General features: G+C 54.4%; 27 protein-coding genes. 4 read left to right on the top strand and 23 right to left on the bottom strand.

The window, feature by feature from the left end; translation table 11 throughout:
- Window positions 1-352 precede the first annotated feature (352 nt).
- The 5 genes from BQ8290_RS06625 to BQ8290_RS06605 all read right to left on the bottom strand — a co-directional run bounded on the left by BQ8290_RS06625 (window position 353) and on the right by BQ8290_RS06605 (window position 3,890).
- Complete coding sequence (locus BQ8290_RS06625) at window positions 353-760, bottom strand: hypothetical protein (RefSeq protein ID WP_108788685.1); 408 nt, start codon at window positions 758-760, stop codon at window positions 353-355.
- Between the two features lie 9 nt (window positions 761-769).
- Entirely contained in the window at window positions 770-1,567 is a 798-nt protein-coding gene (locus tag BQ8290_RS06620) for a hypothetical protein (RefSeq protein WP_337661083.1), read from the bottom strand.
- Window positions 1,568-1,696: 129 nt separating this feature from the next.
- Window positions 1,697-2,089, bottom strand: a complete 393-nt coding sequence (locus BQ8290_RS15270) for a DUF5681 domain-containing protein (protein WP_108788681.1) — start codon at window positions 2,087-2,089, stop codon at window positions 1,697-1,699.
- Complete coding sequence (locus tag BQ8290_RS06610) at window positions 2,086-2,568, bottom strand: DUF5681 domain-containing protein (protein WP_108788679.1); 483 nt, start codon at window positions 2,566-2,568, stop codon at window positions 2,086-2,088. Before BQ8290_RS06610 ends, BQ8290_RS15270 begins: the two co-directional genes overlap by 4 nt.
- Entirely contained in the window at window positions 2,565-3,890 is a 1,326-nt protein-coding gene (locus BQ8290_RS06605; RefSeq protein WP_108788677.1) for a DNA methyltransferase, read from the bottom strand. The genes BQ8290_RS06610 and BQ8290_RS06605 overlap by 4 nt, the downstream gene beginning before the upstream one ends.
- A gap of 1,406 nt (window positions 3,891-5,296) precedes the next feature.
- On the opposite strand from BQ8290_RS06605, the gene BQ8290_RS06595 reads away from it, so the two are divergent.
- Entirely contained in the window at window positions 5,297-6,199 is a 903-nt protein-coding gene (locus BQ8290_RS06595) for a tyrosine-type recombinase/integrase (protein ID WP_108788675.1), read from the top strand.
- A 417-nt stretch (window positions 6,200-6,616) separates the two neighbouring features.
- Here BQ8290_RS06595 and BQ8290_RS06590 read toward each other — a convergent pair whose 3' ends face one another.
- From BQ8290_RS06590 to BQ8290_RS06505, 18 genes are all read right to left on the bottom strand, one after another.
- Window positions 6,617-7,510 carry a pirin-like C-terminal cupin domain-containing protein gene (locus BQ8290_RS06590; RefSeq protein WP_108788673.1) on the bottom strand — a complete coding sequence of 298 codons (894 nt, stop codon included), beginning with the start codon at window positions 7,508-7,510 and terminating at the stop codon, window positions 6,617-6,619.
- A 128-nt stretch (window positions 7,511-7,638) separates the two neighbouring features.
- Window positions 7,639-8,352, bottom strand: coding sequence for a CPBP family glutamic-type intramembrane protease (locus BQ8290_RS06585; RefSeq protein WP_108788671.1), 714 nt, complete (start codon window positions 8,350-8,352; stop codon window positions 7,639-7,641).
- A 4-nt stretch (window positions 8,353-8,356) separates the two neighbouring features.
- On the bottom strand, window positions 8,357-9,616 hold the full coding sequence (locus BQ8290_RS06580; RefSeq protein ID WP_337661081.1) for a serine hydrolase domain-containing protein: 1,260 nt from the start codon (window positions 9,614-9,616) through the stop codon (window positions 8,357-8,359).
- A gap of 17 nt (window positions 9,617-9,633) precedes the next feature.
- Window positions 9,634-10,137 (bottom strand): anthrone oxygenase family protein, encoded by a 504-nt coding sequence (locus tag BQ8290_RS06575; RefSeq protein ID WP_108788666.1) that lies wholly within the window; start codon window positions 10,135-10,137, stop codon window positions 9,634-9,636.
- Window positions 10,138-10,233: 96 nt separating this feature from the next.
- Window positions 10,234-10,422 (bottom strand): hypothetical protein, encoded by a 189-nt coding sequence (locus BQ8290_RS06570; protein WP_108788664.1) that lies wholly within the window; start codon window positions 10,420-10,422, stop codon window positions 10,234-10,236.
- Window positions 10,419-10,853, bottom strand: coding sequence for a DUF4345 domain-containing protein (locus tag BQ8290_RS06565; protein WP_337661080.1), 435 nt, complete (start codon window positions 10,851-10,853; stop codon window positions 10,419-10,421). Before BQ8290_RS06565 ends, BQ8290_RS06570 begins: the two co-directional genes overlap by 4 nt.
- On the bottom strand, window positions 10,850-11,695 hold the full coding sequence (locus BQ8290_RS06560) for an NAD(P)H-binding protein (RefSeq protein WP_108788660.1): 846 nt from the start codon (window positions 11,693-11,695) through the stop codon (window positions 10,850-10,852). Before BQ8290_RS06560 ends, BQ8290_RS06565 begins: the two co-directional genes overlap by 4 nt.
- A 95-nt stretch (window positions 11,696-11,790) precedes the next feature.
- Window positions 11,791-12,801 (bottom strand): AraC family transcriptional regulator ligand-binding domain-containing protein, encoded by a 1,011-nt coding sequence (locus BQ8290_RS06555; protein ID WP_108788658.1) that lies wholly within the window; start codon window positions 12,799-12,801, stop codon window positions 11,791-11,793.
- Between the two features lie 505 nt (window positions 12,802-13,306).
- Entirely contained in the window at window positions 13,307-15,049 is a 1,743-nt protein-coding gene (locus BQ8290_RS06550; RefSeq protein ID WP_108788656.1) for an ABC transporter substrate-binding protein, read from the bottom strand.
- 26 nt (window positions 15,050-15,075) lie between these two features.
- Window positions 15,076-15,348, bottom strand: a complete 273-nt coding sequence (locus tag BQ8290_RS06545; RefSeq protein WP_108788654.1) for a DUF2160 family membrane protein — start codon at window positions 15,346-15,348, stop codon at window positions 15,076-15,078.
- A gap of 29 nt (window positions 15,349-15,377) precedes the next feature.
- Complete coding sequence (locus BQ8290_RS06540) at window positions 15,378-16,202, bottom strand: carbohydrate ABC transporter permease (RefSeq protein ID WP_337661079.1); 825 nt, start codon at window positions 16,200-16,202, stop codon at window positions 15,378-15,380.
- Between the two features lie 8 nt (window positions 16,203-16,210).
- Window positions 16,211-17,086 carry an ABC transporter permease subunit gene (locus tag BQ8290_RS06535; protein WP_108788652.1) on the bottom strand — a complete coding sequence of 292 codons (876 nt, stop codon included), beginning with the start codon at window positions 17,084-17,086 and terminating at the stop codon, window positions 16,211-16,213.
- Window positions 17,086-18,186, bottom strand: coding sequence for an ATP-binding cassette domain-containing protein (locus BQ8290_RS06530; protein WP_108788650.1), 1,101 nt, complete (start codon window positions 18,184-18,186; stop codon window positions 17,086-17,088). The genes BQ8290_RS06535 and BQ8290_RS06530 overlap by 1 nt, the downstream gene beginning before the upstream one ends.
- A gap of 2 nt (window positions 18,187-18,188) precedes the next feature.
- Window positions 18,189-19,286, bottom strand: coding sequence for an ATP-binding cassette domain-containing protein (locus BQ8290_RS06525; RefSeq protein ID WP_108788648.1), 1,098 nt, complete (start codon window positions 19,284-19,286; stop codon window positions 18,189-18,191).
- A gap of 199 nt (window positions 19,287-19,485) precedes the next feature.
- Window positions 19,486-20,067, bottom strand: a complete 582-nt coding sequence (locus BQ8290_RS06520; RefSeq protein ID WP_108788646.1) for a DsbA family protein — start codon at window positions 20,065-20,067, stop codon at window positions 19,486-19,488.
- Window positions 20,067-20,741: a DsbA family protein gene (locus BQ8290_RS06515; RefSeq protein WP_108788644.1), complete on the bottom strand. Its 675-nt coding sequence runs from the start codon at window positions 20,739-20,741 to the stop codon at window positions 20,067-20,069. Before BQ8290_RS06515 ends, BQ8290_RS06520 begins: the two co-directional genes overlap by 1 nt.
- Before the next feature lie 50 nt (window positions 20,742-20,791).
- Complete coding sequence (locus tag BQ8290_RS06510; RefSeq protein WP_108788642.1) at window positions 20,792-21,226, bottom strand: anthrone oxygenase family protein; 435 nt, start codon at window positions 21,224-21,226, stop codon at window positions 20,792-20,794.
- Complete coding sequence (locus BQ8290_RS06505) at window positions 21,219-21,635, bottom strand: DUF4345 family protein (protein ID WP_108788640.1); 417 nt, start codon at window positions 21,633-21,635, stop codon at window positions 21,219-21,221. Before BQ8290_RS06505 ends, BQ8290_RS06510 begins: the two co-directional genes overlap by 8 nt.
- Before the next feature lie 127 nt (window positions 21,636-21,762).
- On the opposite strand from BQ8290_RS06505, the gene BQ8290_RS06500 reads away from it, so the two are divergent.
- The 3 genes from BQ8290_RS06500 to BQ8290_RS06490 all read left to right on the top strand — a co-directional run bounded on the left by BQ8290_RS06500 (window position 21,763) and on the right by BQ8290_RS06490 (window position 25,358).
- On the top strand, window positions 21,763-22,383 hold the full coding sequence (locus BQ8290_RS06500) for a TetR family transcriptional regulator (RefSeq protein WP_108788639.1): 621 nt from the start codon (window positions 21,763-21,765) through the stop codon (window positions 22,381-22,383).
- 168 nt (window positions 22,384-22,551) lie between these two features.
- Window positions 22,552-24,168: an NAD(P)-binding domain-containing protein gene (locus BQ8290_RS06495; protein ID WP_108788637.1), complete on the top strand. Its 1,617-nt coding sequence runs from the start codon at window positions 22,552-22,554 to the stop codon at window positions 24,166-24,168.
- The gene (locus BQ8290_RS06490; RefSeq protein WP_108788635.1) at window positions 24,165-25,358 is read left to right on the top strand and encodes a serine hydrolase; all 1,194 of its coding nucleotides are present in this window, start codon (window positions 24,165-24,167) and stop codon (window positions 25,356-25,358) included. Before BQ8290_RS06495 ends, BQ8290_RS06490 begins: the two co-directional genes overlap by 4 nt.
- Window positions 25,359-25,459 lie beyond the last annotated feature (101 nt).

The raw sequence follows: 25,459 nt of genomic DNA, 5'->3' as shown, positions 1-25,459 counted from the left end.
GAAATTGCCCTCCATGCTCTAGGTGGAGGCCTATATGATCTTCACAGAACAAAAATGCAATACATTTTTAATATGTAGTACTTCAAATTGGCTATAGGCAAAGCATTGGGGTCTGAACTCTCCTATATATCCCTCTGTGGTGCTCGTTCTGAAGTTTGTGGAATCCCTCTCGATATCAGGCGGCGTGCGCATTAGGCAGGAGGGGTGTTGCATGCATTTGCGTTCTGCGGAAATCAGCAGGGGGGTGGACCTTAACGAACTTGAAGCCGAGCTTCGCAACCGGGACAAGTCTGACGATGTGGCCTGTGGCAAAAACTTATGGGCGGCGCTGCGCGCTAGGGCTTGGACGCTCTCATTCGCGGACGGGTTCAATAACACACCCACCCATATACTTGCCCGTCCGCCGCCCTCCGGGGCTTTCGTAAGCGGCTGCGATCTCGAATTCCTTGCTGGTATTCTTCACAACCTTGAAACCGTCGAGCCGTGCTCTGGCAAACCGGTTAGCTGCGTAGTTGAGGGCTGCACTTACGTTCGAGAATTGCGAGTAATAGTCGTCATACTCGTATCCCGATCGTCGAAGAATAGTCACCCGAACCTCGGGCGCGGATCGGATACTCTCATGCAACATCTCGGGCTTGATCTGCCGGATTCTATAGATTTGTATCTGACGTTCTCTTTCCAGCTCCGCTTCTGAATAGTGAAGTATCACGAAACAGACCGTGATTGCGATCAACAGAAAGACGAACCCTGTGGTGTTCATTTATCTACCTCACCCTGGCTTATCTTCTTCGCGATATGCGCCAACGACCCAGATAAAGCTCTGAACATCGATCAGGTCTCTCGCGCCGAGCGGTTTGACTGCCTTCATTGTTTCCTCGGCGAGATCGATCAGACTGTTATAGGTATCAGCAGTGACTTCGGCTTCGTAGTCATACTGGAATGGATGACCGATCCTCTCCGCAAAATCTCGTGTCACAGTCGGCTTGAGAAACATGTGTTTTGTCGGCTGCCAGAGAAACGGAAAGTACGTGGCAGTAGGCCAACTCAGCCGTCCGTGCTTCTTGATGGCAAGATGCATGCCTTGCGCTCCGGCATTGACGTCACCGTCTGCGAATTTGGCGGCAGCTTGAAGGAAGGCCGCACCATTTGGTCCCTCGAGTGCTTCCTTCAGATGCATGGATTCATAAGGCGAGAGCAGATTGATCCAGACCCCAGCTTTGCGAACATTCAGGGCGTCATCGATGGTTGCCTGTTTCGCTTTCTCAAGTGATAGCGTATCGAGCAATTGCCTGTGTGCGTTCAGCTTGTAATCCCGCTCCTCGCCCAGGTTACGCTCACCAGAAAATCCGCCGGGCATGAAGCTCAGGAAACGATCGATCGCCCCCTGCATTCCGACATAAAGCGGCTCAAGCTTTCCCGCTTCATTTTTGAGGCGGACCAGAAGGCGCGCTTCATCTTCATCGCGCAGGATCTCGGATCGCTTGCCATCTGCAATCACGACACCGGCAAAAGTACCATCCTTCTCCTGTTGCCAGCGCAGAGTGCTCTTGCCGTAAGATTCGGACATTGACGCCATACCGGCCCCTCCAACTTCACATTTGCTTTTGATGCTGAACTAACAATTATTTGAGCACTTTGACCAGCGTGGAGATAGCTCGAAAAGAACCCGTGGTAGTGAAGTCCGGCGGAGAGTAGGTCATGCCTCGTTCGGATCGGGCTGAACCACGCGAGTGTTATGCAGTTCGATGATCTTCTTAAAGGTGTCGACGGGTGTCGTCGCAGGCACAACCAGATAGCAACCCTGCTGATCGCGTGGACCATATCGCTCAAGCAAGCGGTCGCATTCCCTGAGCGCCCGTTGGTTGCCCTTGCGCGCTGCCTCGTCAAGCGCCCGCAGGACAAGCTCAAGGGTACGCACACGCCTAATCTTGCCGTCGACTACAATCTTGTGCGTTTCGTTCGCGATCTCGGTGATGATAGACCAGCGCCCGCGCGCACCTTTTCTACGGCCGCGACGAGGCGGCGGATTGTCATCGCCGAAAGGTTGGCCACGCCTGATTGGCTGCTGTGATCCATTCGGGTTGCTCATGAGCCCGGCCACCCGATGAACTCATCATCGCGGCGTTGCCGCTCGGTGCGATTCCTCAGATAGACCCGCTTAGCCCACTCACGCTCCTCCTCAGACCACGGCGGGTGACCATAGGTTTTCTGAAGCAGGCTGAACATGCCATCAGGCAGGTCCGAAGGAATCAGGATCACGTTATCCAGGTGCCGCTGCTGTTCGCCAGCGATAAGATCGTACTTTTCGAACTGCGCGATCAGGTAGAGGATCGCTCGAATATCCTTTTTCTCCAACGCGAGCTGGACCTGTTTGCGCAGCTTGATCTCGCCTGATGAGAGCTGTTTGATTTTGCCGCTCACCCTTGCCTTGTGCTCAGCATCGAGCACGTTCAGCGGATCAATCGCGCCTCTCGACTTCCTAGGCCGCCCGCGCGGATTACCACTCTGGCCTTTCTTGAAACGATGCTGTTCGGGCGGCCGACTATATCCCACATTCTTCCCGCTCATTGCTCAGCCCCCTGAACGTCGAGGCAGCGCTCCGCCTTAAGCTCTGCAAAGGTTTTACCGTCGGCATCCAGTTCAGCTTCCATCCCGAAGAGGTCATGCATTCGCCGGATGATTGTATCGCAATAGGCTGGGTCGATTTCGATACCGTAGCCACGCCGTCCAGTCCGTTCGGCCGCAATTAGCGTGGTTCCCGAGCCTGCGAACGCATCAAGCACTGCATCCTTGCGCCTCGAGCAATCCCGGATTGCATCCATCACGAGGGCGATCGGCTTCACGGTCGGATGAAGCTCCAAATCCTCACGATTGCGACCAAAGGTGTTCACACCAGCATACGACCAGACATTGGTGCGATAGCGGCCATGCTTGCCCAGCTCGACATTGTTGATGTGCGGCGCGGTACCTGACTTGAATACAAAGACCAGTTCGTGCTGCGACCGGTAAAGAGCGCCCATTCCGCCATTCGATTTTGACCAGACGCACAGGTTCTTGAGCTCATCATAAGCGCGTTCGCCTGCAGCAAGGATTTCGCCCATGTGTCGCCAATCCATGCACTGGAAATGAATCGCGCCATCGACAGAGAAGTGGGCAAGGTGGCCAAACACCGTTGAGAGGAAGCCAGTGAATTCTGCGCTCGACATCTCACCGGAGGCCATAGCGAACTCGCGGTGTTGCACTTTGCCGAGGCCGCAGACATGCCCTGAGACTGGAACATTGTAGGGCGGGTCGGCAAAGACCATCTGGGCGCGGCCTTCGCCAAGCAATGCCTCGTAAGTCTCAGCCTTTGTAGCATCACCGCAGATCAGGCGATGTGTCCCGATCTTCCAGATATCGCCGGAGCGGGTAATGACTGGCCCATCGGCAGGGATCGCCAGCGCATCGGCTGGATCATCAGATTCAGATGTAATTGTTACCTCGCCGATCAAGTTATCGATCTCGGCAAGCTCGAATCCGGTTACGCTCAAATCGAAGTCCAGCTCGAGGTCTTCCAGATACTGAAACTCCTGGCCGAGAAGTTCACGGTCCCATCCGGCATTTTCCGCCAGCCTGTTGTCGGCAATGACATAGGCACGGATTTCGGCCTCACTCATGTCAGCGAGACAGACAGTTGGAACCTCAGTCATCCCGATCAGCTTTGCCGCCTCGATGCGTCCATGACCCGCGATCACGTGGTCGTCTTGATCGATCAGCACAGGATTGGTGAAACCGAAGCGACCAATCGAGGATGCGATCTGCTGAAGCTGCTTTGTACTGTGCGTGCGTGGATTGTTGGGTCGGGGAGCAAGGTCGGTGACCTTGCGATAAGAAATGGTAAGATTGGCCATGGTGTGGCTCCTTTGTTGTCGGAGCCGACCAAATAAAAAGGGCGCAGGCTCCGATCGTTAGATCAAAACCACGCCCAACCCATGTTTGGCGGTGGACCTTCTCAGGCAGGACCGGTCCCATAACCGGCTGGGCTGCCTGACAACCCTGCTCATTGTTGCGACCCATGCCGCCAGCCAGAACAAGATCTCAGATATCCGAGTTATAGACTCTTGAATTTGTATTGTGAAGCTTCGTCGCGACCGAGGGGAAAGAATGGCTCACGATAAGGCCAGATCAATCCCTGATCTCTTCTGAGCCTTCCCTGATAGACGATGTACAATTCCCTGTTATCGGTTGTTCTCCAGCCACCAAATTTTAGGCGCAAAACAGCTCCTTACTGCCAAGGCCACGTACTGCTCACGTCCAAGTGCCCGTTTTTCGCGCTATTTTCCCTGTTAAGCAGGGAAAATCCCAGGTGAGACTGGTCCGGAGGTAACTGCGTCGCGCACCACCACTTTCAGCTTAGTTTTCTGCGGCTTCGAGGCGAGAGCGCTTTCGGCTTCGGGGCGATATCTTGCCTACTGATAGGCCTTTCCGCTCAGTGGGCGCTTCGTTCTTGCTTGGGGCCTGCTTGGGTTATTTGGACTGGGTCAAAAGCGAATTGACGGCAGTCGTGCGCGCGCAACGCTTAAACAGGGGCATTGGCATCAACTGCCAGCCGCAACGCAACGCACATAGTTTTCGACATCAGCCTTAAGCTTCTACCAACGCTCTTTTCAGGCATCTTTGGTTAGCAATATTTTGATGCCTGCCGCGCGAAGATGTGCTTTATGAGCGCGACAAGGGAGTGTTTAGTGTCAAATGTTGTGGTTCCATTGAGTCCCAGGCTCAGGCGAATTGAAACTTTAAAGGCGTCTCCACACGAGCGACATGTTTCAATCCAGGAGTGGCTTACAGATCGGAAACCAGAGTTTCTCTCCACAAACACCGGATCGAATTTAGCGGCCTTCCAGACTTGGCGTAACTTTAAAGAGGCATTCGCCCCCGAACTTATTGCGCAAGCTTACGAAGAGACATCGGAGGCAATCGGTCGACCAGTTTCAACCTCGATTGATCCATTCGGAGGGTCCGGGACCACGGCGCTATCATCTCAATTCTTAGGTGTGAATCCGACCACAGTCGAAGTGAACCCATATCTTGCTGATCTCATTGAGGCGAAGCTCGACAGCTACAATACGGACAGATTGCTATTGGACTACCAGAAGGTCTTGAGTACTTTTGTCGATGTACACAAAGACCACTTTCCTTGTGCACCAGATACGTTTGTAGAGCCCGGTAGAAAAGGCCGCTACGAATTGGTCCCTGGACTGATATCACCTTCGCAGCCGCAAAGAAGAAGGCACAGCGTCTTCGGTCCGAAGTCGTAATGGGCGGCGATCCGCTGGCCGCAAAGCAGAAGAAGCGGTCGATCATTACCTATGGCGAACTGGCGCAGCAACACATCGCCCACGCCAAAACGCATCAAAAGCGGCCAGAAAATACAGCTGCTGTGATTGAGAAACACCTAATCCCAAAGTGGGGTAAGATGCGGCTCGATGAGATTGATCAGCAGTCGATCGCTAAGTGGCTTGGTGATTTGCGGGAGGATTACGCTCCGGCGACTGTCGAGAAAATCCGCATGACGCTTGGCCGATCGTTTGAGCTTGCGAGGCAGTGGGGGCTACCGGGAGCCGAAATAAACCCCGTTCGCGGTATTGCTCGGTTCAAGTTCGACAACGCCCGGAAACGCTATCTCAGTGCGGAAGAGGCAGAGCGGCTGGTTCAGTGCGCCGATAAGTTAATGAACCCTTTGCTTGGTGCGATCGTCCGGCTTCTCATGCTGACAGGTGCCCGCAAGTCTGAACTTGTACAGGCAAAATGGGAGCATGTGGACCTTGAGAGGCGAAGCTGGCTGATACCCGACAGTAAGACCGGGAAGGCCAGACACGTTCCTTTGTCGAGCGCGGCGGTCCGTGTCTTTGAAGGCATCCCACGGCTGGCACAGGCTGTGTTCGCCAACCCTCGAACCGGTGAAGCCTACACCTGCATCAAGCACCCTTGGGATACGGCCCGGAAGAAGGCCGGTTTGGGCGATCTGCACATTCATGATCTGCGGCATTCCGCGGCCTCGTTCATGATCAATGCTGGAGTCGATCTGTTCGCTGTTGGCCGCGTTCTGGGTCACGCCGATCACCAGTCGACAATGAGATACGCTCACCTCGCCGATGAGACGCTAATGGCGGCCGTGGAGGCCGGGGCGGCGAAGATGAAGCAGAGGGACCGGCAATGACCCTGGAAGTCCTTCATGACGATCTGGTCGCTGCCGGTTGAAATCGGAATGATCTAGCAATTGCTTTGATTGAAGCCTGTATCGAAAGCGGTATCGATCGGGGCACCGACATTGTTCGGACCGTCGCAGCGACGGGGCTGCACAGGGCCTCTGCAGGCGCTCAGCTCAGGCACAATACAGGGTGCAATCCTAGACGGCACCGTTGGTTCAAAACCGACGAAGGTCGTTACTGTCTGCACCCTTAGATTTAACCCCACCCTCGATCGGTTCGCGCCGGGTGGGGGTGGGGTATTTCCCATTATTTTTTGCCGAAAGCGGACTGTCGGCTAACGACCCATTTGCGGACGTCCAAAGTGAACCAATTTCGAACGCGAGGGTGAAGTCTCGCCAGGCCCGCACTTTGCACCCACTTCTTCGCTAACCGCTAAGCCTACCTAAACGCCCTGTACGATAGGCTGCCTCAACTTCTGCAATCTCGGCTTCGGTGCTCATAACAAATGGGCCGCGCTGAACAAAGGTTTCTGCGATCGGTTCACCGGTTACGATTACTGCATGGCTCTCAACGCGAGCGCGCAAAGTCAGAGTTATTGGATTCTGCCTAGCACTGATCGCCAAGGCTTCACCTGCAGGAAGTGTCACGGGATGATTGCCAACCGTCACTTCGATAGTCTCGGCGACGGCAAGGATCCATTGGGAGTGGCCAGGAGCAACAATGTGCTCGAAACGACCACCCTCATCGATATTCGCATCAAGGATCGTCATTGGCCGCGCAGGAGAGGTGGCCCCGATAACCCCGTTACTCTCACCCAACACAAGGCGTACCTTCGCGCGATTGCCTTCAATCACGGGCATTTCGCTCGCTTTGACATGGAGCGCTTCAGGATCGTCATGTTTCATATGAGCAGGTAGGTTCACAAACATCTGAAGCCCATGTGCGAATGCGCCGTGTATAGGTTTTTCATCGTGCACCGCTCCGCTTCCGGCTTTGAGCCAATAGAGGTCACCGGCTTCCAGATCGATGTCATTGCCGAGGGAATCTCGATTGTTGAAAGCCCCGCAGCTGTCTTCGAACAGCACTGTTACTGCTGACATACCAGCATGCGGGTGAGCGCCGAAGGTGGGTTCGCCCATCAAGTAATGGTCGACCATGACAAGCGGGTCCATCGTGCCGTCAAACATTGCATGCTTGAAACTGACGGCCTTAAAGCCTGTTCTGATCGATATGTGCTTTCCTGCCATTGGGCCACAGTGACGGCTTTGGGCCGCATTCGCGGTCTCAGTTTGAATTTTCAAGAGAGCTGATTGGGGCATGTTTTTGTCTCCGATTGATGTCTTGCAATCAGGAGTAAGGCAGAGGGATGAGAGGCTCTTGCCAGACGCCGCCAGAGTTTTGCCAATTCACGCCAACCAGCGGCGTCCCTTCGTTCTTGCGCTCGCCATTAATCCTCGATGCCGAGATAACGAAACGTTTGGCCAAGCGTATTGAACACGCCGTGCGCCAAAATCAGTGGCATGATATTGCGTCGTCCGAACCACAGGTAGAAGACGCCGAATGCAAAGCCCCCAGCGCCCGTTACAAGCGCGCCATGCCACCCTTGATAATAAGCGTGGCGATAACCGAAGAACGCTGATGAGATGATCAAGGCGACAATGTCTGAACGAAGTCCGCCGCCAAGAACTTCACTCGTGTGGTTGATGATGAATGCGCGAAACAACAGCTCTTCGAAAAAGGAGCCATGCGTCCACACGAGCGCCATGATGAGTAAATAGGCTCCCAAATTGCCTTCGATGTGGGAGAAGCGATCGCTGGTTCCGATGTCTTCGAACAAGAGGTCTGCAACCAAAGCCATAAGCTGAGTGCAGACCAGAAAGAAGGCCATGGTCAGGAGTGTCATCCCAAGCGTCTTGGGCCAACTTTGCGGCCATTGAAGGCCAAGGTCGCTCCAAGCCAATCCCTTGCGGTGTAACAAGAAGCTGCCCACGATCATCGCGCTCAAAGTTGATGCCGGACCTGCATAAAGCTGCGTGGTAGGGAGCAGGGACTGCTTCACGATGACAAGCACTGAGACAACTGCAATGAGATCGCGCAAGGCGGTCAATCGGTTGTAGTTCGCGGGCGACTTGGTTGATGCTCCATTCTTTGACTGAGACATAGGACTAGTATGTCCTCTTATGACGTGATGCCGCACGGGCTCGTCGCCAAATGGCCAAGCCTGCAACAACTAGGATCAAAAATGCCCCACCTACAAAGACTAGAAGAGCCGTGGGCAGTCGCGATGCAAAGGTGAGAGTATCAACATTCCCAGTCTTCCAGAAAACCCACTCGCCCGCGAGTCGCGTAGCAAGCATTGGGTTGCCGGTCGAAAGGATGACGATTCCATCGCCTGTCGACGGATCAAGCCGCGCCGAGGTGTTGATAGCCGGTTCGTTGCTGCCATCATGACCGATTATGAAATCTCCGGAATTGTTGGGCGCATAGAGCATTGTGCCTAGCCCCCAGATGTCTGCCCCCATTTCTGAGGCGTGGGGTGTGCGGATAAGCGCCAATGTATCTTGTGATAGAACCGGGTTCGCTGCATCCGGGGCCTGTGCTGCTACAAACTTCGCGAGATCTTCAGAGGTTGTAAAAAGAGACGTTGCAGCAAGTGCAGTGTACCAACCAAATGGCTCAGTCGTGCCTCCGGTTCCGAAGTTTTCGGCCAGTCCAAAAACGATCGCCTCGTCATGGTCAAAGGAGGTTCTCTCCATGTCCAAAGGGGCAAAAACTCGGTCTTGCATATAGGTGGAAAATGGTTTGCCAGAGACCTCTTCGACGAGCAGCTGTAATATGGAGTATCCACCGCCTGAATAGGCGAAGCCTGAACCCGGCTCGGTGCCCAGAATTGTCCGGCCAACCTTACCCGGCGAGGCGTCTGCGGACTGGGTCAGCGATGCTTCAATGGTCTGGCGCTCTTGTTTTGTCGTAAATCCATTATAACCAAGGCCATCAGTAAGGCCTGCCGTGTGGCTCAGCAATCGCCGCACTGTGACACCCGATGCGTCGAACTCGGAAGTCGGCAATTGCCAGCGCGTAAGGTAGTCGGAAACCGGTGCATCAAGATCCACCTGACCATCTTCGACAAGCGCCATCACGCCCCATGCTGTGACCCATTTCCCAAGAGATGCGACTTGGAAAACGCTTTGGGCGTTCACTTTTTCACCTTTTGACAAATGAAAGCCTGCGACTGGCGCTCCGCTCTCGATCAGGATGAAGCTGACATTGCCTTGATTGTCTTGCTCGGCGATTTCCCTCGCTGCCAATTCGAACCCGGATAGTTCTCCATTTTCGGCAATGGAACTCCTCCCCCAACCTTGGTCGAGGGCGGCAAAAACCAAGCTGCCCCAAACCACGATCGCCAGAATTGTGGACGCACTCAAAGCTGCATATCTCATGATTACACCTGTCCGCTTGTGATGAGTTTGATGGCGGCGATGATGTAGAGCCCGGAGGTGAGGATGCAGCCCAACGAACGGAAGTGGTTAAACCGGGTCCATTTCGCGCCATATTTCATCCAGTAGTTGTGTGCTTGGGCGCTCGTATGATCGACGCCGGCGAGCGTGTTGTTCATCGGCACATTGCCAAGCATCGTCATCAGAAAGACGCTAGGGACATAAACCAAGCTGGCTAGGATCAATGTAACCAGCGCTGCACCGTCAAACGCTGCAAGGCTGTAGAGCGCAAAGAGCACCGAAAAGACCGCGATGAAGAAGATGCCAGCTACGAACTGGGTCTTGATTACATCGCGATTGATGTGCTGCATCGCCTCAATGCCACTTGCGGGTTCTGCTTTGAGCAGAGCCGACATGATGAACTCCGAAAATGCCGAGAAGACGCCTCCAACAATAGCGCTCCATAGCGCGAGGAAGAGGCAGAAATAGAGGGGCCAATCGTAGGTCATTGATCGGGTATCCTTGATTATGAGGAGAAAAAACTGAGGGGCTACCTTCGTGCGTCAGCGCGCCTTGGATGCAATCACCGCGACTGCACCCGCTGACTAATTCTTGTTGCGCCCCGACGAGACGGAGAAGAGATACATTAGGTACAGCACGGTGCTGGAGGTGAAGATCGCTGTCGCGCTACCTCTCGGTTCCGCAGACGCGTAACTGAGTTTCCAGACGGCCAACCCGGTCAGAACAAACAGAGCGGTGACCGATGCCAATGCGCATATTTGCCTACGGGTCATTGGGCCATCTCGTGGGGAAATGCATCCAACCGTTGCAGGGGGTTTGCAGCTTGAATTTTGAGGGTGAGTGCGAGCAGCAATGCGGCGACGGCAAGCTCGAAGTACATAACTACGACGAGCGAATCCGATGGCGCGCCGTGTAAATACTGGCTGACCATACGGCTAAAGCCATAGCTGCCATAGACAACCGTTCCCGCAGCAAGGCCAAGGCTCGCCAAGTGCGCTTTGATCGCACTTACGATCATGAATGCACCGACTATGACCAGCATTCCGCTTGGCGCTGTCACTTCGGACATTAAGCCGGCGTCGTGCTCGACAATCACCTCGCTTGTTGCAAGAATGATTGTCGGCGCGGCCATGATCCAACTGCCGATGCCTATCAGGATCGCTCCAGTTGCGGCTAGAACTATGCGTGTGCCAAAGTTTGTCATGCCGCAACACTCCATGCGGCGGTCGCAGCCACATCACGGGCGTAGTCTGCGAAGTCCTTGGGAGCACGGCCAAGCGCCCGCTCAACACCATCAGTCAGATGTGCATTGCGACCATCGAGGACGGTCGAGAACAGATAGTCGAGCATCCACACGACATCATCGGGCGCGCCAGATTTGGTGAGCTCTTCGATAAAGGCATCATGCGGAACATCGACAAAGGCTATTTTGCGTCCGGTTGCAGCGGACAGGTCCGCCGCAATATCGGCCATGGTCATTAAGCGTGGGCCAGTGACTTCGTAAATCTTGCCATTGTGTCCATCTTCACTGAGAGCCGCGACTGCAACATCGGCAATGTCATCGACATCAACAAAAGGTTCTGGCGTGTCGCCTGCTGGCAGAGTAATCGCTCCGCTGAGCACCATGTCGATAAAGGCGCCTTCTGAGAAGTTCTGATTGAACCAGCTTGCGCGCACAACCGTCCATTCAAGACCGCTATCAGCAACGACCTGTTCGCAAGCCTGCGCTTCCTCCTCGCCGCGACCAGATAGAAGAACGAGGCGTTTGACGCCATTCAACCTGGCGCGCGAGATCAAAGCGCCGATTGCATCTTTTGCCCCTGGCATGGCCAGATCGGGTGCGTAAGTGATGTAGATGTTCGAGACCCCATCGAGCGCAGTGTCCCAATCAGCTTCGTTGTTCCAATCGAACGAAGCGAGGGAAGAACGCGATCCAATGCGGACGTCCTGACCCTTTTGGATCAGACGATCAGCAACTCTTTTGCCGGTCTTACCGGTTCCACCAATCACCAATGTGATCGGGACAATGTCGGTTTGAGTGGTCATGTGCTTGTTCCTGTTTGTTGGAGACAAGCATGGAATAAGTCAGGGGTAGCAGCTTCTCTTGCCTGAGGACGACAAGGTTTGTGCAGATGGCGTCATCAGATTGGCGTTGAGCCTACCCGATAAGAGCGAGGCGTTTCACCAGCCCAGCGCTTGAATGCACGCGTAAACCCGCTCTGCTCTGCAAAGCCTGTCAGGAAAGCGATTTCAACCAATGGAAAGTTAGTCGTGCGAAGCAGTTTCTCAGCCAACTCACGCCGCGCCTGATCTACCAGTTCCTGGAAAACTACACCATCATCGCTCAACTTGCGTTGCAGCGTCCGCGCACTCATCCCCAAACCCAGAGCAACATCTGAAAGTTTCGGAATACCGCCGCTGAGATTTTTCCCGATCGCTGACTTCACTTGAACCGAAAAGATCACATCTGACTTTATCTCGGCGAGCATTTCCTCAACGCGCTGATCGAAGAAACGAGAGATCGCGTCATCACCGACCGCGTTGGGCAGAGCCAGTTCCTCGTTCGAAATGACAACCGCATTCATCCCCGCACGATCCGTTAGCGGGCATCCGAGATAGTCTTCCAGAAAGGCTTTATCGCCGACAAACTCATGTGCGCACATGGCCCGCACTGGTTTGAAAGGGCGTCCTGACGCTTCGCGGCAGATGGCCGTGAAGGATGCGAAGGTTGCTTCATTTGATAATCTAGCACCCATCGGAGCTTCGTCAGTCAAGCGAAGAAATCGGATCTCCATCGTTTGTTCATTGCGCGTCATCTCAAGCGCTCTCACACCAGCGACAACACCGACATAACGCTCTGCTCGATCCCAACCGTCCATCAGTGTAGGTGAGCTTTTCCAGGCAAGACCAACCGCGCCGAGGTCTTCGCAGCGCATCGACATGCCAAGTCGGATGTGAGCTTTAGGTAGTCCGTCTTCAGCCAGCGCTATCGTTTCTAACAGCCTGACATAATCATCCTCCGCCACCATGGTCGCTAAGTCTGGAGGCGCTTCCATATCGAGATTGCAGATCGCAAACAACTCGGCTCGATCCAAATGCTCCGGAGCTTGATCAATCGCCCTGCGCGAATAGATGGAAGAGGATTGCGGCACACGCTGAGGCTAGCTTTCTTTTACCTCTCTTGGAAGAGTGATCGAAAGGTCCGCCCTTACCCCTGTCTCGGACATCCGACGCCCCTCGCTCTCATACCAATGCCAGTCGCTCAAGTGGGTCTGGCTTTGGCCGACTCGTGAAGCCGGACTGAAACAAAGCGCTCTCACTAGCAAACGGTGACCATTCATCGTGAAATCACTTTGGGATCTGTGTGGCTCGGGGCAGAGCCGAGCTTGAGATCGGGCTCTAAGGTACTGGTAAATATCGATAACCCAAAGCCACCCCCTGAATTCGTAATGATTGGGGACAGAGGTTTGGGTCCCCTGAGCGGCACCACCTCTTTCAGTTTTGTTTTCTTGCCTTTGTTCCGTCCAACTGTGAGGCGTCCCCAAGCGAGAGACCTGCGTCCTCAGGAGCCTGGAATTTCGTTCGAAATTGCTGAGGGTGCGCGCGCCGCTTTCTGCTGCGATTGGCGTTTAGGCAGCGCGCGAGCCCGGCGTCAGCTTATTGCCACTGCGCCACCAATTCATCATATTCGATGGTGATGGGTTCAGGATCTTCATTGGTCAATTTGGCCTTGGGTGAGCCGGGTTGGTTCAACCAATAATCGGCGCCGCGTTCTTCGTTGAGCTTGGGACCTAGATCGCCTTGTAGGCCGGACCGTTCCAACCTTGCCAGAACGCGCTCTTGTTGTTCGCACAGCGCATCCAAAGCCGCTTGCGGTGTCTTTGTTCCCGATGATGCATCACCGATATTCTGCCACCATAGCTGGGCGAGACGGGGATAGTCGGGAACATTGGTACCGGTGGGTGACCATTGGGTGCGCGCAGGTGAACGATAGAATTCCACCAATCCGCCCAGATTGGGTGCACGATCGGTGAAGGATTCATGTTGGATCGTGGATTCGCGGATAAAGGTCAGGCCTACATGCGCCTTTTTCACATCCACCGTTTTGGAGGTCACAAATTGTGCATAGAGCCACGCGGCCTGCGCGCGATCGGCGGGCGTGGACTTCATCAATGTCCATGATCCGGCGTCTTGATAGCCGACCTTCATACCGTCTTCCCAATACGCGCCATGCGGGCTGGGTGCCATGCGCCAACGCGGGGTGCCATCGTCATACAGGACCGCTGCGGCTTCTTCGCCGACCATGTTGGCCGTGAATGTCGTGTACCAGAATATCTGCTGTGCGATGGCCCCTTGTGCGGGCACTGGACCCGCTTCGGAAAAGGTCATGCCCGCTGCGGATGGTGGCGAATATTCGTTGAGCCATTTGGAATATTTGTCGAGCGCATACACAGCAGCGGGAGCGTTGGTTGCCCCGCCTCGTGCGACGCATGAACCGACAGGTTGCGACGCTTCGTTGACGCGGATGCCCCATTCATCGACCGGCAGTCCGTTGGGCTCACCGATGGAACCCATGCCAGCCATCGACATCCACGCATCGGTAAAGCGCCACCCCAGAGAAGGGTCCTTTTTGCCGTAATCCATGCTGCCATAGACGGTTTTACCGTCGATCTCTCTACCGGTGAAGAATTCTGCGATGTCTTCATACGCGGACCAATTTACGGGGACGCCGAGGTCGTATCCATACGCCGCTTTAAAGTCGGCCTTGATCGCAGGATCGGTGAACCAATCGTATCGGAACCAATACAGGTTTGCGAATTGTTGATCCGGCAATTGGTACAATTTGCCATCTGGGCCGGTGGTGAAATCAATCCCGATAAAATCGGCAAGATCCAAGGCGGGGTTTGTGACATCGCTGCCTTCGCCGTCCATCCAATCGGTTAGGTTGCGAACCTGTTGGTAGCGCCAGTGGGTGCCGATCAGATCGGAATCGTTGACATAGGCGTCATAGATATTCTCATCAGATTGCATCTGCGTTTGCAGCTTCTCGACCACATCGCCTTCGCCAATGAGGTCATGCGTGACCTTGATCCCGGTCATTGCGGTGAACGCAGGGGCAAGGACTTTCGCTTCGTATTCATGCGTGGCGATGGTTTCGGAAACGACCGAAATTTGCATCCCGCGATACGGCGCAGCGGCCTCCATAAACCACGTCAGCTCAGCCTCTTGTTCTTCACGGGTGAGGGCGGACAGGTCGCCTATCTCTTCATCCAGAAACGCGGTAGCGGCCTCTGCGCGTTCGGCGTCGCTTAAGACGACCGCCGGGGTTTGCGAAGTTTCAGAGCACGAAATCAGCGCCACACTCGCGCTGATAATCGCTGCTGTTCCAATGCGTTTCATAATTTCGATCCGATCATTTTAATTCATCATACCCAGCGAAAAACACACAAGGCAAACACGCCGCACACAATCAACGCCCAATATTGTGGCGCATCGGTCAAACCGATCCAGGCGAGATTGATAAAGGCCGATCCCAATAGCGAGATAAAGAACCGGTCTCCGCGCATGGTTTCCACGCCCAACACGCCCGTTTTGATCGTGCTGGGTTTGCGCACATGCAAAAACGCCAAGACGATCAAAGACGTTGCGATCGCCAAGAAAAACAGCGCCGTGGGCCAAGTCCAGGCCATCCAATCCATCTAGGATATCCCTCTCATAACAACCCGGCCTACACGCGACCCAAGGCAAAGCCTTTGGCAATGTGTTTGCGCACGAAATAGATCACAATTGCACCGGGTATGATGGTTAGAACGCCAGCCGCGGCGAGTACACCCCAGTCCAAGCCGGATGCGGAAACGGTGCGCGTCATAATCGCGGTTATGGGTTTTGCATCGACGCTGGTGAGGGTGCGGCTCAGCAACAATTCGACCCAACTGAACATAAAGCAAAAGAACGCCGTCACACCGATACCGGGCCCGATCATGGGTATGAATATGCGGGTGAAGAAACGCGTGAAGCCATAGCCATCGATAAAGGCTGTTTCATCGATTTCTTTTGGGATGCCGCGCATGAAACCTTCTAAGATCCACACCGCCAGCGGGACGTTGAACAGGCAATGGGCCAACGCGACCGCGATGTGCGTGTCGAACAATGACACGCTGGAATAGAGTTGAAAGAATGGCAGGGCGAACACCGCCGGAGGCGCCATGCGATTGGTCAACAGCCAGAAGAAGAGATGATTGTCGCCATAGAAACGATAGCGGCTAAACGCATAGGCTGCCGGCAAAGCAACGAGCAGAACGATGACCGTGTTGAGCGTCACGTAAATGAAGCTGTTCACGTATCCCATATACCACGATGGGTCCGTGAGGATCGTTTCGTAATTCTTGAATGTGAACGCATCCGGGAAGAGCGTGAACGAGTTCAATATCTCTGAGTTCGATTTGAAGCTCATGATGATGAGCCAGTAAATCGGGATCAACAAGAACAACAAATAGGCCGACATCACCACGCCCGCCAATCGTGGTTTCGGCAAGCCTTTGGCCTTTTGCATAGGATTGCTCATTGTCCTGTCTCACCTTTTTCTGTGGTGATCATCACAGTGTAAAATACGTATGAGATGAGAAGGATAACGAGGAAGTACATCAACGAAAAAGCCGCTGCGGGGCCCAGATCAAATTGACCCAGCGCCATCTTCACCAAATCGATCGATAGGAATGTCGTGGCATTGCCCGGCCCACCGCCGGTTAAGACAAACGGTTCAGTGTAGATCATGAAACTGTCCATAAACCGCAACAGCACGGCGATAATCAACACGCTGCGCATTTTCGGCAATTCGATGTGGCGAAACACGCTCCACCGGCTGGCCTGGTCAATTTTGGCCGCCTGATAATAGGCGTTTGGTATCGATCTCAGCCCGGCATAAGACAACAGAGCTACCAGCGATGTCCAATGCCAGACATCCATCGCGATCACCGTGACCCAAGCATCAAAGGCGTTCTGCGCGTAATTGTACGAAATGCCCATATCGGTCAGCACGCGGCCAAGCAGACCGATATCGGCGCGGCCAAACACCTGCCAAATCGTCCCAACCACATTGTACGGGATAAGCAATGGGATCGCCATCAGGACAAGACAGAGGGAAGCTAGCCACCCCTTTTTTGGCATGCACAGCGCGATCAAAATCCCAAGCGGTATCTCGATCAGCAGGATGATCGATGAAAAGAGCAATTGGCGACCCAAAGCATCCCAAAGTCGCTCGGAACGCAGCAATTCACGGTACCATTCAAGCCCGACCCAAAAAAATTCGTTCCCGCCAAAGCTGTCTTGGAATGAATAATTGACCACGGTTATCATCGGAATGACCGATGAGAATGCGACCAAGATCACAACCGGTAGAACCAATATCCATGCGCGTTGATTGACCGTTTTCTCCATTAGATCGCGCCTTTCTGATCCGATTGACCGGGATTGGGATCTATCCGCCAATCATCGCAAAAAACGCTGATTTTGTTGGGAGCCAATGCGATATTGGTCATATCGCTCTCGATCGCAAAATCCGCGTCCAGCGCAATGTTGATATCGGTGCCGAACAGCGTCGCGCTAACAAATTTGTGGCGACCGGCGTCGCGCACGCGGGTGATCGTCACCGGCAATCCCGCGTCTTTGGTAAGGCGAACACTCTCCGGGCGGATGCCCAAGACAACCTTTCCATCCGGCTTGCCGTAGCCATGCGCCAGATCGATCGTTTCGTTATGCACCTGCGCCGCTTTCCCTTCCACCGTAGCGGGAATAAAATTCATTCCCGGCGACCCAATGAAATACCCGACAAAGACATGCGCGGGGCTTTCAAAAAGTTCCTGAGGGGTGCCGATTTGGACTACCATCCCTTCGTGCATGACCACCACTTTTTGGGCAAAGGTCAACGCCTCTGTCTGATCGTGGGTGACATAGATCATCGTATGACCAAATTCGCGATGCAGCGATTTGAGCTGGGTGCGCAGCTCCCATTTGAGATGCGGGTCGATGACGGTCAGCGGTTCATCAAACAAGATCGCGTTTACATCTTCGCGAATGACCCCTCTGCCCAATGAGATTTTCTGTTTTAGATCGGCGGTCAAACCGCGCGCCTTCTTTTTCAGATGCGGCTCCAGTCCGATCATGCGAGCAATCCGATCAACCCGCTCGGCAATATAGGATTTCTCCATCCCGCGATTGCGAAGAGGAAACGCCAAATTCTGACCCACGCTCATCGTGTCGTAGACGACCGGAAATTGGAACACTTGCGCGATGTTGCGTTCGGCGGTGGTTGCAGCGGTCATATCCTCATCGCCGAACAACACCCGCCCGCGCGTCGGTTGAAGCAGGCCGGACATGATGTTGAGCAAGGTGGTCTTGCCGCAACCGCTGGGCCCTAAAAGCGCGTAGGCTTGTCCGTCTTCCCATTTATGGTCGACTTGCTTGAGAGCAAAATCGCTCTCCAGCTGAGGGTTGGGATGATAGCTGTGTGCCAGATTTTGAAGCGTGATGGATGCCATGATTACGCGCCTCTCTTTCGCGCGTCGTGATTGGGCGTTCCCGCCAAATTGCCATCGGCGCCAAAGAACAACAGATTTCTGGGGTCGAGAGATAGTTGCAATTCTTGCCCCGGTTCAAATTGGTGGACACCGGGGACCAAACCGATCCAACGTTGGCCGGCCACTTCGACGTGAATGTATGTCTCCGATCCGGTAATCTCGGTTACGATCAACGTCGCATCAAACCGCACCGCATCCAATGGGCCCTCGCCCACTTCAAGGTGGTGGGCGCGAAATCCGGCGCGATATTCCCCATCTGGCAATTGCAGTTGATCCGCGGTCCCCCGTGCCGTTTGGTCGCCGGGAAATTGGGTCACAGCCCCATGTTTTTTGACCTCGACAAAATTCATCGGAGGATCGGAATAAACCCGCGCTGTAATCTCATCCAAGGGTCGTCGATAGACATCGGTAGACGGTCCAAATTGGGTGACCCGCCCTTCCCAAAGGGTGGCCGTGTTCCCGCCCAACAACAAAGCCTCTTCTGGCTCTGTTGTGGCGTAGACGAAAATGCTGCCGGATGCGGCAAAGAGACGGGGGATTTCGTCCCGAATTTCCTCGCGCAATTTGTAGTCCAGATTGGCGAGCGGTTCGTCCATCAAGACCAATCCGACATCTTTCACCAATGCCCGCGCCATGGCGCACCTTTGTTGCTGCCCGCCCGAAATTTCGTGGGGCTTTCGATCAAGGATGGGCGTGAGCTGCAAAAGCTCGGCCATCTCATGTACCTTTGCGTCGATTTCGTCGGACGACCTTTTTTGCAGCTTTAAAGGAGATGCGATGTTGTCGTAGACGCTCATCGATGGGTAATTGACGAATTGCTGATAGACCATGGCGATATCGCGATTTTGCACGCGATCTCCGGTGACATCTTTCCCGTCCCAATGGATCGTTCCGGTATCCGGTTTGTCCAATCCTGCCATCAGCCGCATCAGGGACGTCTTGCCCGCCAATGTCGGGCCCAAAAGGACGTTCATTGTCCCTTTCTTCAATTCTAGATCGACCGGATGTATATGCGTTTCCCCATCCAAAGATTTGGAAACACCTTGCAATCTAAGGCTCATAATGCGGTCTTCGCAGAGGACTGTTTCAACTCACTCACCCATTGTCCGCGGCCCTAAAAAGCCCTTTGCGCGCCACGATGTTGAACCTTGGCGGGTCGTTCGTGTTTTGTGGTCACACGGCACACTGCGCGCAAGGGCGCGGGCGGCAATGGTGGGATTTATCCGCCAAAATTGATCATCCCGCATGCGAAACGGGCGGCTATTGCCGACTGCATTTCTCCCGCGCAATCTCTTCGATCCATGGAAGGTGTTGGCGCCCGATAAAGAGTTGATCATCGATCACAAAAGCAGGCGCATCCACGATCCCGGCTTCTTCGGCTTGCGATTGCGCGGCGGCAAAAGCCAACCGAGTTTCATCCCAGTTGCAGGAATGATCGATGCCGCATCTGCGTAAAAGCGATTGCACCGTTTCGGGATCATCCAAGTCTGAGTGGTCGTTCCAATAGGCGTCATATGCAGCGGAGATGAAGGCCAACGGATCGCCCGAAATTTGTGACAAAGCGCCAAGGGCCAAATCGGCGGTTTTCTGAACGGCGGGATAGATCAAATCACGACCACGCATTCGAGCGTATTTTTGATCGAGAGCCTTGCGGGATCGCGCGCGCGTTGCGCGATGACTTTCGATGATATCGGCGGATGCACCGGTGTCGGGGATGTCGCGTTCCAGCGTTGAGAATGCTCGCCATTGGATAGCAAAACCAACGTCGCGAGAAAGCGCGAGGATTGGGTCGATCGCCAACAATGATCCGGCGCACTTAAAATCAATATAGGCGGTCAACATCACGCGACCTCATACGCAATATCAGGGGGATTGCCGTGCCCACCTGAAAGCGCCCAGCGCAGATAGGGCAGATGCTCTCTTCCATGAAACACCTCGGAATTGAGGACAAATGTAGGCACGCCGTAAATCCCGGCGTCATGGAATTGGGATTGATAGGCATCGTGAATATCGCGCCCGTCGCTCTCGCAAAATTCCCGAAAACCCATTGATGAAACCCCGCAGCGATCAAGGCACGTTTCAATTACGGCCATATCTTCGATGTCCAATTCGCGTTTCCAAAAGGCGGGAAAGACGAGCTCCAAGAAAGTGGGTAGGCTGGATCGCCGTGTCCTTGCGACCCACAAAATCGCGATATTGGCGATCCGGGAATCCCAAATTTTCTCCGTCCCCTTCAACGTCAGCCCTTGTCGTTCGGCATAGCGGCGCGCGTCGTGATACGAATATTTGATCGCTTTCCACGTTCGGTCGCTTCTCCCTTGAGATGCGACGACTTTGCCGTCCTTTTTGCGCGCCGACCCAAGGTAGCTCGGGATGTTCAAGGTTAAGGGGCGCCAATCAAATTGCATCCCCAACTCCTTTTCAAGCTGGAGCGTCGGTCCGACCGCGACAAAGCCATACGGACTTTTTACATCTATATAGACGATCAACGGCGCGTCGCTTTTCAATGCATCCACGTTGGCTTTCCCCCAATATGATGGCTTGGGCCTAGTGTGGCATCATAGGCCTATGTCGCAAGAGCAATCACGCTGCATCCAAACGACGTCAGCACCATCGTGGTCCGCGCCCCATGCCACCGCGCCCATTGTTTCAACGCACCGGGCAATTGTTGGTCGGTGATCAATCGATCCGCAAAACTTTGGTTCGCGGCTTTGAAGAACACAAAGAACATGACCAGCGCGCCCACGCACAATACGGCGGCGGCCACACGCCAAAGGTTGTCCGCGTCTATAGCCGCCGACGCGATGGCAGCTATGACCGATAGTGCAGTCAGTGGAGCAAAAAACCGAAAGAGTTTTGGTCCCGCAATATGGTGCAAACGAAAGAAATCTTCGGCCGCCAGTCGGCGCCAAAGCGGCACCAAAATCCACGCCTCGGTCAGTTGGGCGCCGGCAAAAATTCCAAGTAGAATGGTTGTGGGTGCATGGAAGAGATCAAGCATTTGATTGCCCCATGCTGCGCATGATCCAAAGCCCGATTGCCGGAAACACAATCAACTCCATCAGCAAAGATGGCGCGATGTCAGCCCCGGTCAATACGGGCCAATCGGTCGAGCTGATTCGGGCCAAGCCGCCCATAAAAATCAAGAGAATGCACCCGATCAGAACGGGGCGCATGCGATCCAAGAATGCCGCACCCAGGATAAACAGAACGCCAACACCGCCCCAAACCCCGGCGATAAATCGGATATGGTTGTCTTGAACCGCGAAAGCAGTCGGATCGGTAACGGTGAAAAAGTCGGTTGGCCCCTGCAAACCCAACGTAGCGAAACCACCCAACCCAACATTTAGGCCCAAAGCCACGATACCCAGCCCCGACAGGCAAAGGATTGTTCGAAGCAGCACGATCATTGTCCGATACTCCTATTTGCGGACCCAGTAGGCCCAATGCAAAGCCACAATGTCGCGACTCAGTAATTTAATGTACGCGTTCCAATTATATATTTGCATTCTGGGAGTCAATGGGCTTTAAAGAGGCATGAGCCGTTCACCGACCACCGCATACCGACCTCGGGGACGCCCGGCTAAAACCGCCGATGAAATCGGGAAAACGCGCGATTTGATCGCGGAGACGGCGAAGCGACTTTTCCAACAAGAAGGCTATGCCAACATCTCAATCCGTCGTTTGGCAAAAGAAGTCGGGTGTTCCCCGATGACGTTGTACAAGCATTTCGACAGCAAGATCGCGATTTTGCAAACGCTATGGGCGGTCGTCTTTAGGGAGCTGTTCCTCGGTCTAGACGCGCGGCTTGAACGCGTGGCGGACCCCAAAGAGCGTTTGCAAACTTTGTGTAAGCATTATGTTGGATTCTGGCTGTCGCACCCGGAACATTACCGGTTGGTGTTTATGGCCGAAGGGGTGACGCAACCCGAAGTCAGCCTGTTTGTAGGAAACTCGGAGATCATCGCCGGATTTGATCGCATCGCCCACACAATCGCCGAAGCCGCGTCGTTGCGCGATGCGAACGTGGTAAAGCTCAAAAGCGACCTATTGATGGGCGCGATGCATGGGATCGCGCACAATGCCATTACGATCAGTGGCTATCCATGGTCCGATGCCGATGCGATGATCGATCATCTGTTGGACGCGATGATGTGAACAGGGCGGCGGTCCGTATGGGGTCCGCGCCAGGTGTTCGCCAATTCAAAATTTGCCAAGCTGTTTGATTGACAGGCCTTTGCTTGCACATGCAGACAGCGGCTGAGCGCTGGGAACGGTACCCGGCAATGCGGCGAACCCATAGCACCAACTCGTAGAGATTGAGACATGAGCGACCACAACAAGCCGTACGACGCCATTGTTGTTGGGGCAGGGGTGGCCGGGATATATCAAGCGAAGATGTTGAGCGATCGTGGGCTCAATTTTTTGGCGTTGGACACAAACGCCGATTTTGGTGGGACCTGGTTTAAAAACCGATATCCCGGATGCCGCTTCGATTCAGAAAGCTACACTTACGGATACAAATTCTCCCGCGAATTGTTGAATGAATGGGATTGGAAGGAGCATTTTTCTCCGCAGCCAGAAAATCTCAAATATCTCAACTTTGTCGCTGACAAATTCGATTTGCGGCAATATTTCCGCTTCAACAGCCGGGTCCAATCGATGGTCTGGCGCGAGGACGACCGATTTTGGGATGTGACGCTCACCACCGGGGAAAGTTATCGGACGCGTTTTGTCATCACATGCCTTGGCGTTTTATCGGAGGCATTCGTTCCTGCGATCAAAGGGGCAGAAACGTTTGGCGGCCTTGCGTTCCACACCTACGATTGGCCCGATGATCCGGTGCAATTGGAAGGGCAAAAGGTTGGAGTGATCGGGACTGGCGCAACCGGCATTCAAATCATCGCGGAGATCGCCGATACAGTGGGCGAGTTGACCGTATTCCAACGCAACCCCAATTGGAGCGTTCCGCTCAACAACGCCCCCATATCGCCCGATGAAATGGACGATATTCGGTCGCGCTACGATGAAATTTTCGAGATCTGCAACCAGTCACAAGGCGGGTTTTGCCATTTGCCGCTGCGCCGCGAATTTGCGGACACAACGCCGCAAGAGCGATTGGCATTTTGGGACGAGTTGTATGAACGGCGCGGATTTGCGCTGTTGTTGGCCAATTATCGCGAAACGTTCTTGGAGGAGGGGGCCAACCGGCAATTGTCGGAATATGTCGCACAACGCATTCGGCAACGGGTCAACGACCCCAAAGTTGCGGAAACATTGATCCCCAAAGACCACGGTTTTGGTATGCGTCGACTGCCTCTCGAAACCCGATATTTTGAGGCGTATAATCGCCCCAATGTTACATTGGTCGATTTAAACCACGATCCGATCAACAGCATAGACAGCGCGGGCATTCAAACCGCGGCAAACCACTACGATCTTGACCTTATCATCTATGCCACCGGGTTTGAGGCCACGACCGGCGCGTTGAACGCGATCGATATCAAAGGGGTCGATGGACACGCGCTCAAAGACAAATGGCGCGACGACACGAGCACGTATTTGGGGACGATGTCCCGCGGTTTTCCGAACATGATGATGGTGGGCGGACCGCAAAGCGTTTCCGGCTCGACCAATTATCCGCAAGCGATCGAGACCGGCGTGGAATGGGTTACCGCGCTTTTGGATTACGTGATGGAGGGAAACCACACACGCGTCGAAGCAAGCCAAGATGGCGAGGATTTTTGGAACGCCGAAGTGGCCCACAAACAAGACCATATGCCATTTCGAAAAGTCCGCAGTTGGTTCACAGGATACAATCCGAACGCTGCTGAAGGTAAAAGCCCCTTTCGTTACAACAATTATTGGGGCGGCGTTCCCAAATATCGGAAGTTCCTGCAACGCGCAGCCGACAGCGACTATGATCAGATTGAGATGTCATGACTAACGGATTTTGCAGCGACGACTTTGCTCCGGTCAAAGAGGCGTTCGATCGCAATTTCAAAGAGCTTGGCGAAGTCGGCGCATCTGTGTGTTTGACGGTCGATGGCGACACAAAGGTCGATTTGTGGGGCGGGATTGCTGATCCCAAAACCGGCGATTTGTGGGAGGAGGACACGGCTTCGATTGTGTTTTCCTGCACCAAGGCGGCGACCGCGTTGTGCGCGCATATTCTGATTGATCGCGGCGCCTTGGATCCGGCGCAGCGTGTTGCCCATTACTGGCCCGAATTTGCCAAGAACGGCAAAGAAAACACCACGGTCCAAATGATGCTCAATCATGAAAGCGCGGTCCCCGCCTTTCGCGATCCTGTGCGCCCGGGTGGATTTCTGGATTGGGATTACATGGTCGCGCGGATCGAAGACGAGGATGCGTGGTGGGAACCGGGCACACGCAACGGGTATCACATGGTCAATTTTGGCTGGACGGTGGGTGAACTTGTTCGGCGGGTCTCTGGTCGCTCGCTGGGTCAATTCTTCGCCGACGAAGTGGCCGGACCAACGGGCGCGGACTTTTGGATCGGTGTGCCGGATAATTTTGCAAAGCCGCTCGCGCCGATCCTACCCTATGCGGCAAAGCCCGGCGATGAATTGTCCGAATTCTCGGCCACGCTTTTGGCGGAGCCGCAATCGCTGCAGGCGCTGTCATTTCTGAACCATGGCGGTTGGAACATGAACGATCCCGCCGCGCACAGGGCCGAGATTGGCGGGGCGGGCGGCATTGCCAATGCGCGGGGGCAGGTCGCATGGTACACAGCATTGGCGACCAATGATGGACGATTGGTGTCTCCTGAATATTTGGCCACGATGACCCGTGTGAGTGTCGCGACCAGCAGGGATGCCACTTTGCTTGTTCCATCGCGATTTGCGTCAGGATTTATGAAGTCCATGGACAACCGTGCCCATCGGCAAGGGAACCAAGCCAGCGCCATCATCGGGGACAGCGCGTTTGGTCATGTGGGGGCGGGCGGATCGATCGGATTTGCCGATCCCGAATGCGGATTGGCTTTCAGCTACACGATGAACCAAATGGGCCAAGGGATCCTATTGAACGAACGCGGGCAAAGTCTGATCGACGCCGCCTATAAGGTCCTGGGGTTCGCCAACAATAGATCGGGCGCCTGGTGCCGATAGATCAATTACTGCGCAAAGCGGCATATTAACTCGGCGGCGATGATGTATCGGCCATTGCTCTCACCATGATGGCCATGCATACAACGCGTTAGGGGTCAAAT

This window comes from Erythrobacter sp. Alg231-14, assembly GCF_900149685.1.
Taxonomy (GTDB): Bacteria; Pseudomonadota; Alphaproteobacteria; order Sphingomonadales; family Sphingomonadaceae; genus Erythrobacter.
Note: the sequence above shows the minus strand (reverse complement) of the source record. Positions and strands in the feature narration are given on the sequence as shown.

Coding starts and splice junctions, on each gene's coding strand:
- BQ8290_RS06625 (WP_108788685.1), bottom strand. CDS start 760: ATGAACACCACAGGGTTCGTCTTTCTGTTGATCGCAATCACGGTCTGT.
- BQ8290_RS06620 (WP_337661083.1), bottom strand. CDS start 1,567: ATGTCCGAATCTTACGGCAAGAGCACTCTGCGCTGGCAACAGGAGAAG.
- BQ8290_RS15270 (WP_108788681.1), bottom strand. CDS start 2,089: ATGAGCAACCCGAATGGATCACAGCAGCCAATCAGGCGTGGCCAACCT.
- BQ8290_RS06610 (WP_108788679.1), bottom strand. CDS start 2,568: ATGAGCGGGAAGAATGTGGGATATAGTCGGCCGCCCGAACAGCATCGT.
- BQ8290_RS06605 (WP_108788677.1), bottom strand. CDS start 3,890: ATGGCCAATCTTACCATTTCTTATCGCAAGGTCACCGACCTTGCTCCC.
- BQ8290_RS06595 (WP_108788675.1), top strand. CDS start 5,297: ATGGGCGGCGATCCGCTGGCCGCAAAGCAGAAGAAGCGGTCGATCATT.
- BQ8290_RS06590 (WP_108788673.1), bottom strand. CDS start 7,510: ATGCCCCAATCAGCTCTCTTGAAAATTCAAACTGAGACCGCGAATGCG.
- BQ8290_RS06585 (WP_108788671.1), bottom strand. CDS start 8,352: ATGTCTCAGTCAAAGAATGGAGCATCAACCAAGTCGCCCGCGAACTAC.
- BQ8290_RS06575 (WP_108788666.1), bottom strand. CDS start 10,137: ATGACCTACGATTGGCCCCTCTATTTCTGCCTCTTCCTCGCGCTATGG.
- BQ8290_RS06570 (WP_108788664.1), bottom strand. CDS start 10,422: ATGACCCGTAGGCAAATATGCGCATTGGCATCGGTCACCGCTCTGTTT.
- BQ8290_RS06565 (WP_337661080.1), bottom strand. CDS start 10,853: ATGACAAACTTTGGCACACGCATAGTTCTAGCCGCAACTGGAGCGATC.
- BQ8290_RS06560 (WP_108788660.1), bottom strand. CDS start 11,695: ATGACCACTCAAACCGACATTGTCCCGATCACATTGGTGATTGGTGGA.
- BQ8290_RS06550 (WP_108788656.1), bottom strand. CDS start 15,049: ATGAAACGCATTGGAACAGCAGCGATTATCAGCGCGAGTGTGGCGCTG.
- BQ8290_RS06545 (WP_108788654.1), bottom strand. CDS start 15,348: ATGGATTGGATGGCCTGGACTTGGCCCACGGCGCTGTTTTTCTTGGCG.
- BQ8290_RS06540 (WP_337661079.1), bottom strand. CDS start 16,202: ATGCAAAAGGCCAAAGGCTTGCCGAAACCACGATTGGCGGGCGTGGTG.
- BQ8290_RS06535 (WP_108788652.1), bottom strand. CDS start 17,086: ATGGAGAAAACGGTCAATCAACGCGCATGGATATTGGTTCTACCGGTT.
- BQ8290_RS06530 (WP_108788650.1), bottom strand. CDS start 18,186: ATGGCATCCATCACGCTTCAAAATCTGGCACACAGCTATCATCCCAAC.
- BQ8290_RS06525 (WP_108788648.1), bottom strand. CDS start 19,286: ATGAGCCTTAGATTGCAAGGTGTTTCCAAATCTTTGGATGGGGAAACG.
- BQ8290_RS06520 (WP_108788646.1), bottom strand. CDS start 20,067: ATGTTGACCGCCTATATTGATTTTAAGTGCGCCGGATCATTGTTGGCG.
- BQ8290_RS06510 (WP_108788642.1), bottom strand. CDS start 21,226: ATGCTTGATCTCTTCCATGCACCCACAACCATTCTACTTGGAATTTTT.
- BQ8290_RS06505 (WP_108788640.1), bottom strand. CDS start 21,635: ATGATCGTGCTGCTTCGAACAATCCTTTGCCTGTCGGGGCTGGGTATC.
- BQ8290_RS06500 (WP_108788639.1), top strand. CDS start 21,763: ATGAGCCGTTCACCGACCACCGCATACCGACCTCGGGGACGCCCGGCT.
- BQ8290_RS06495 (WP_108788637.1), top strand. CDS start 22,552: ATGAGCGACCACAACAAGCCGTACGACGCCATTGTTGTTGGGGCAGGG.
- BQ8290_RS06490 (WP_108788635.1), top strand. CDS start 24,165: ATGACTAACGGATTTTGCAGCGACGACTTTGCTCCGGTCAAAGAGGCG.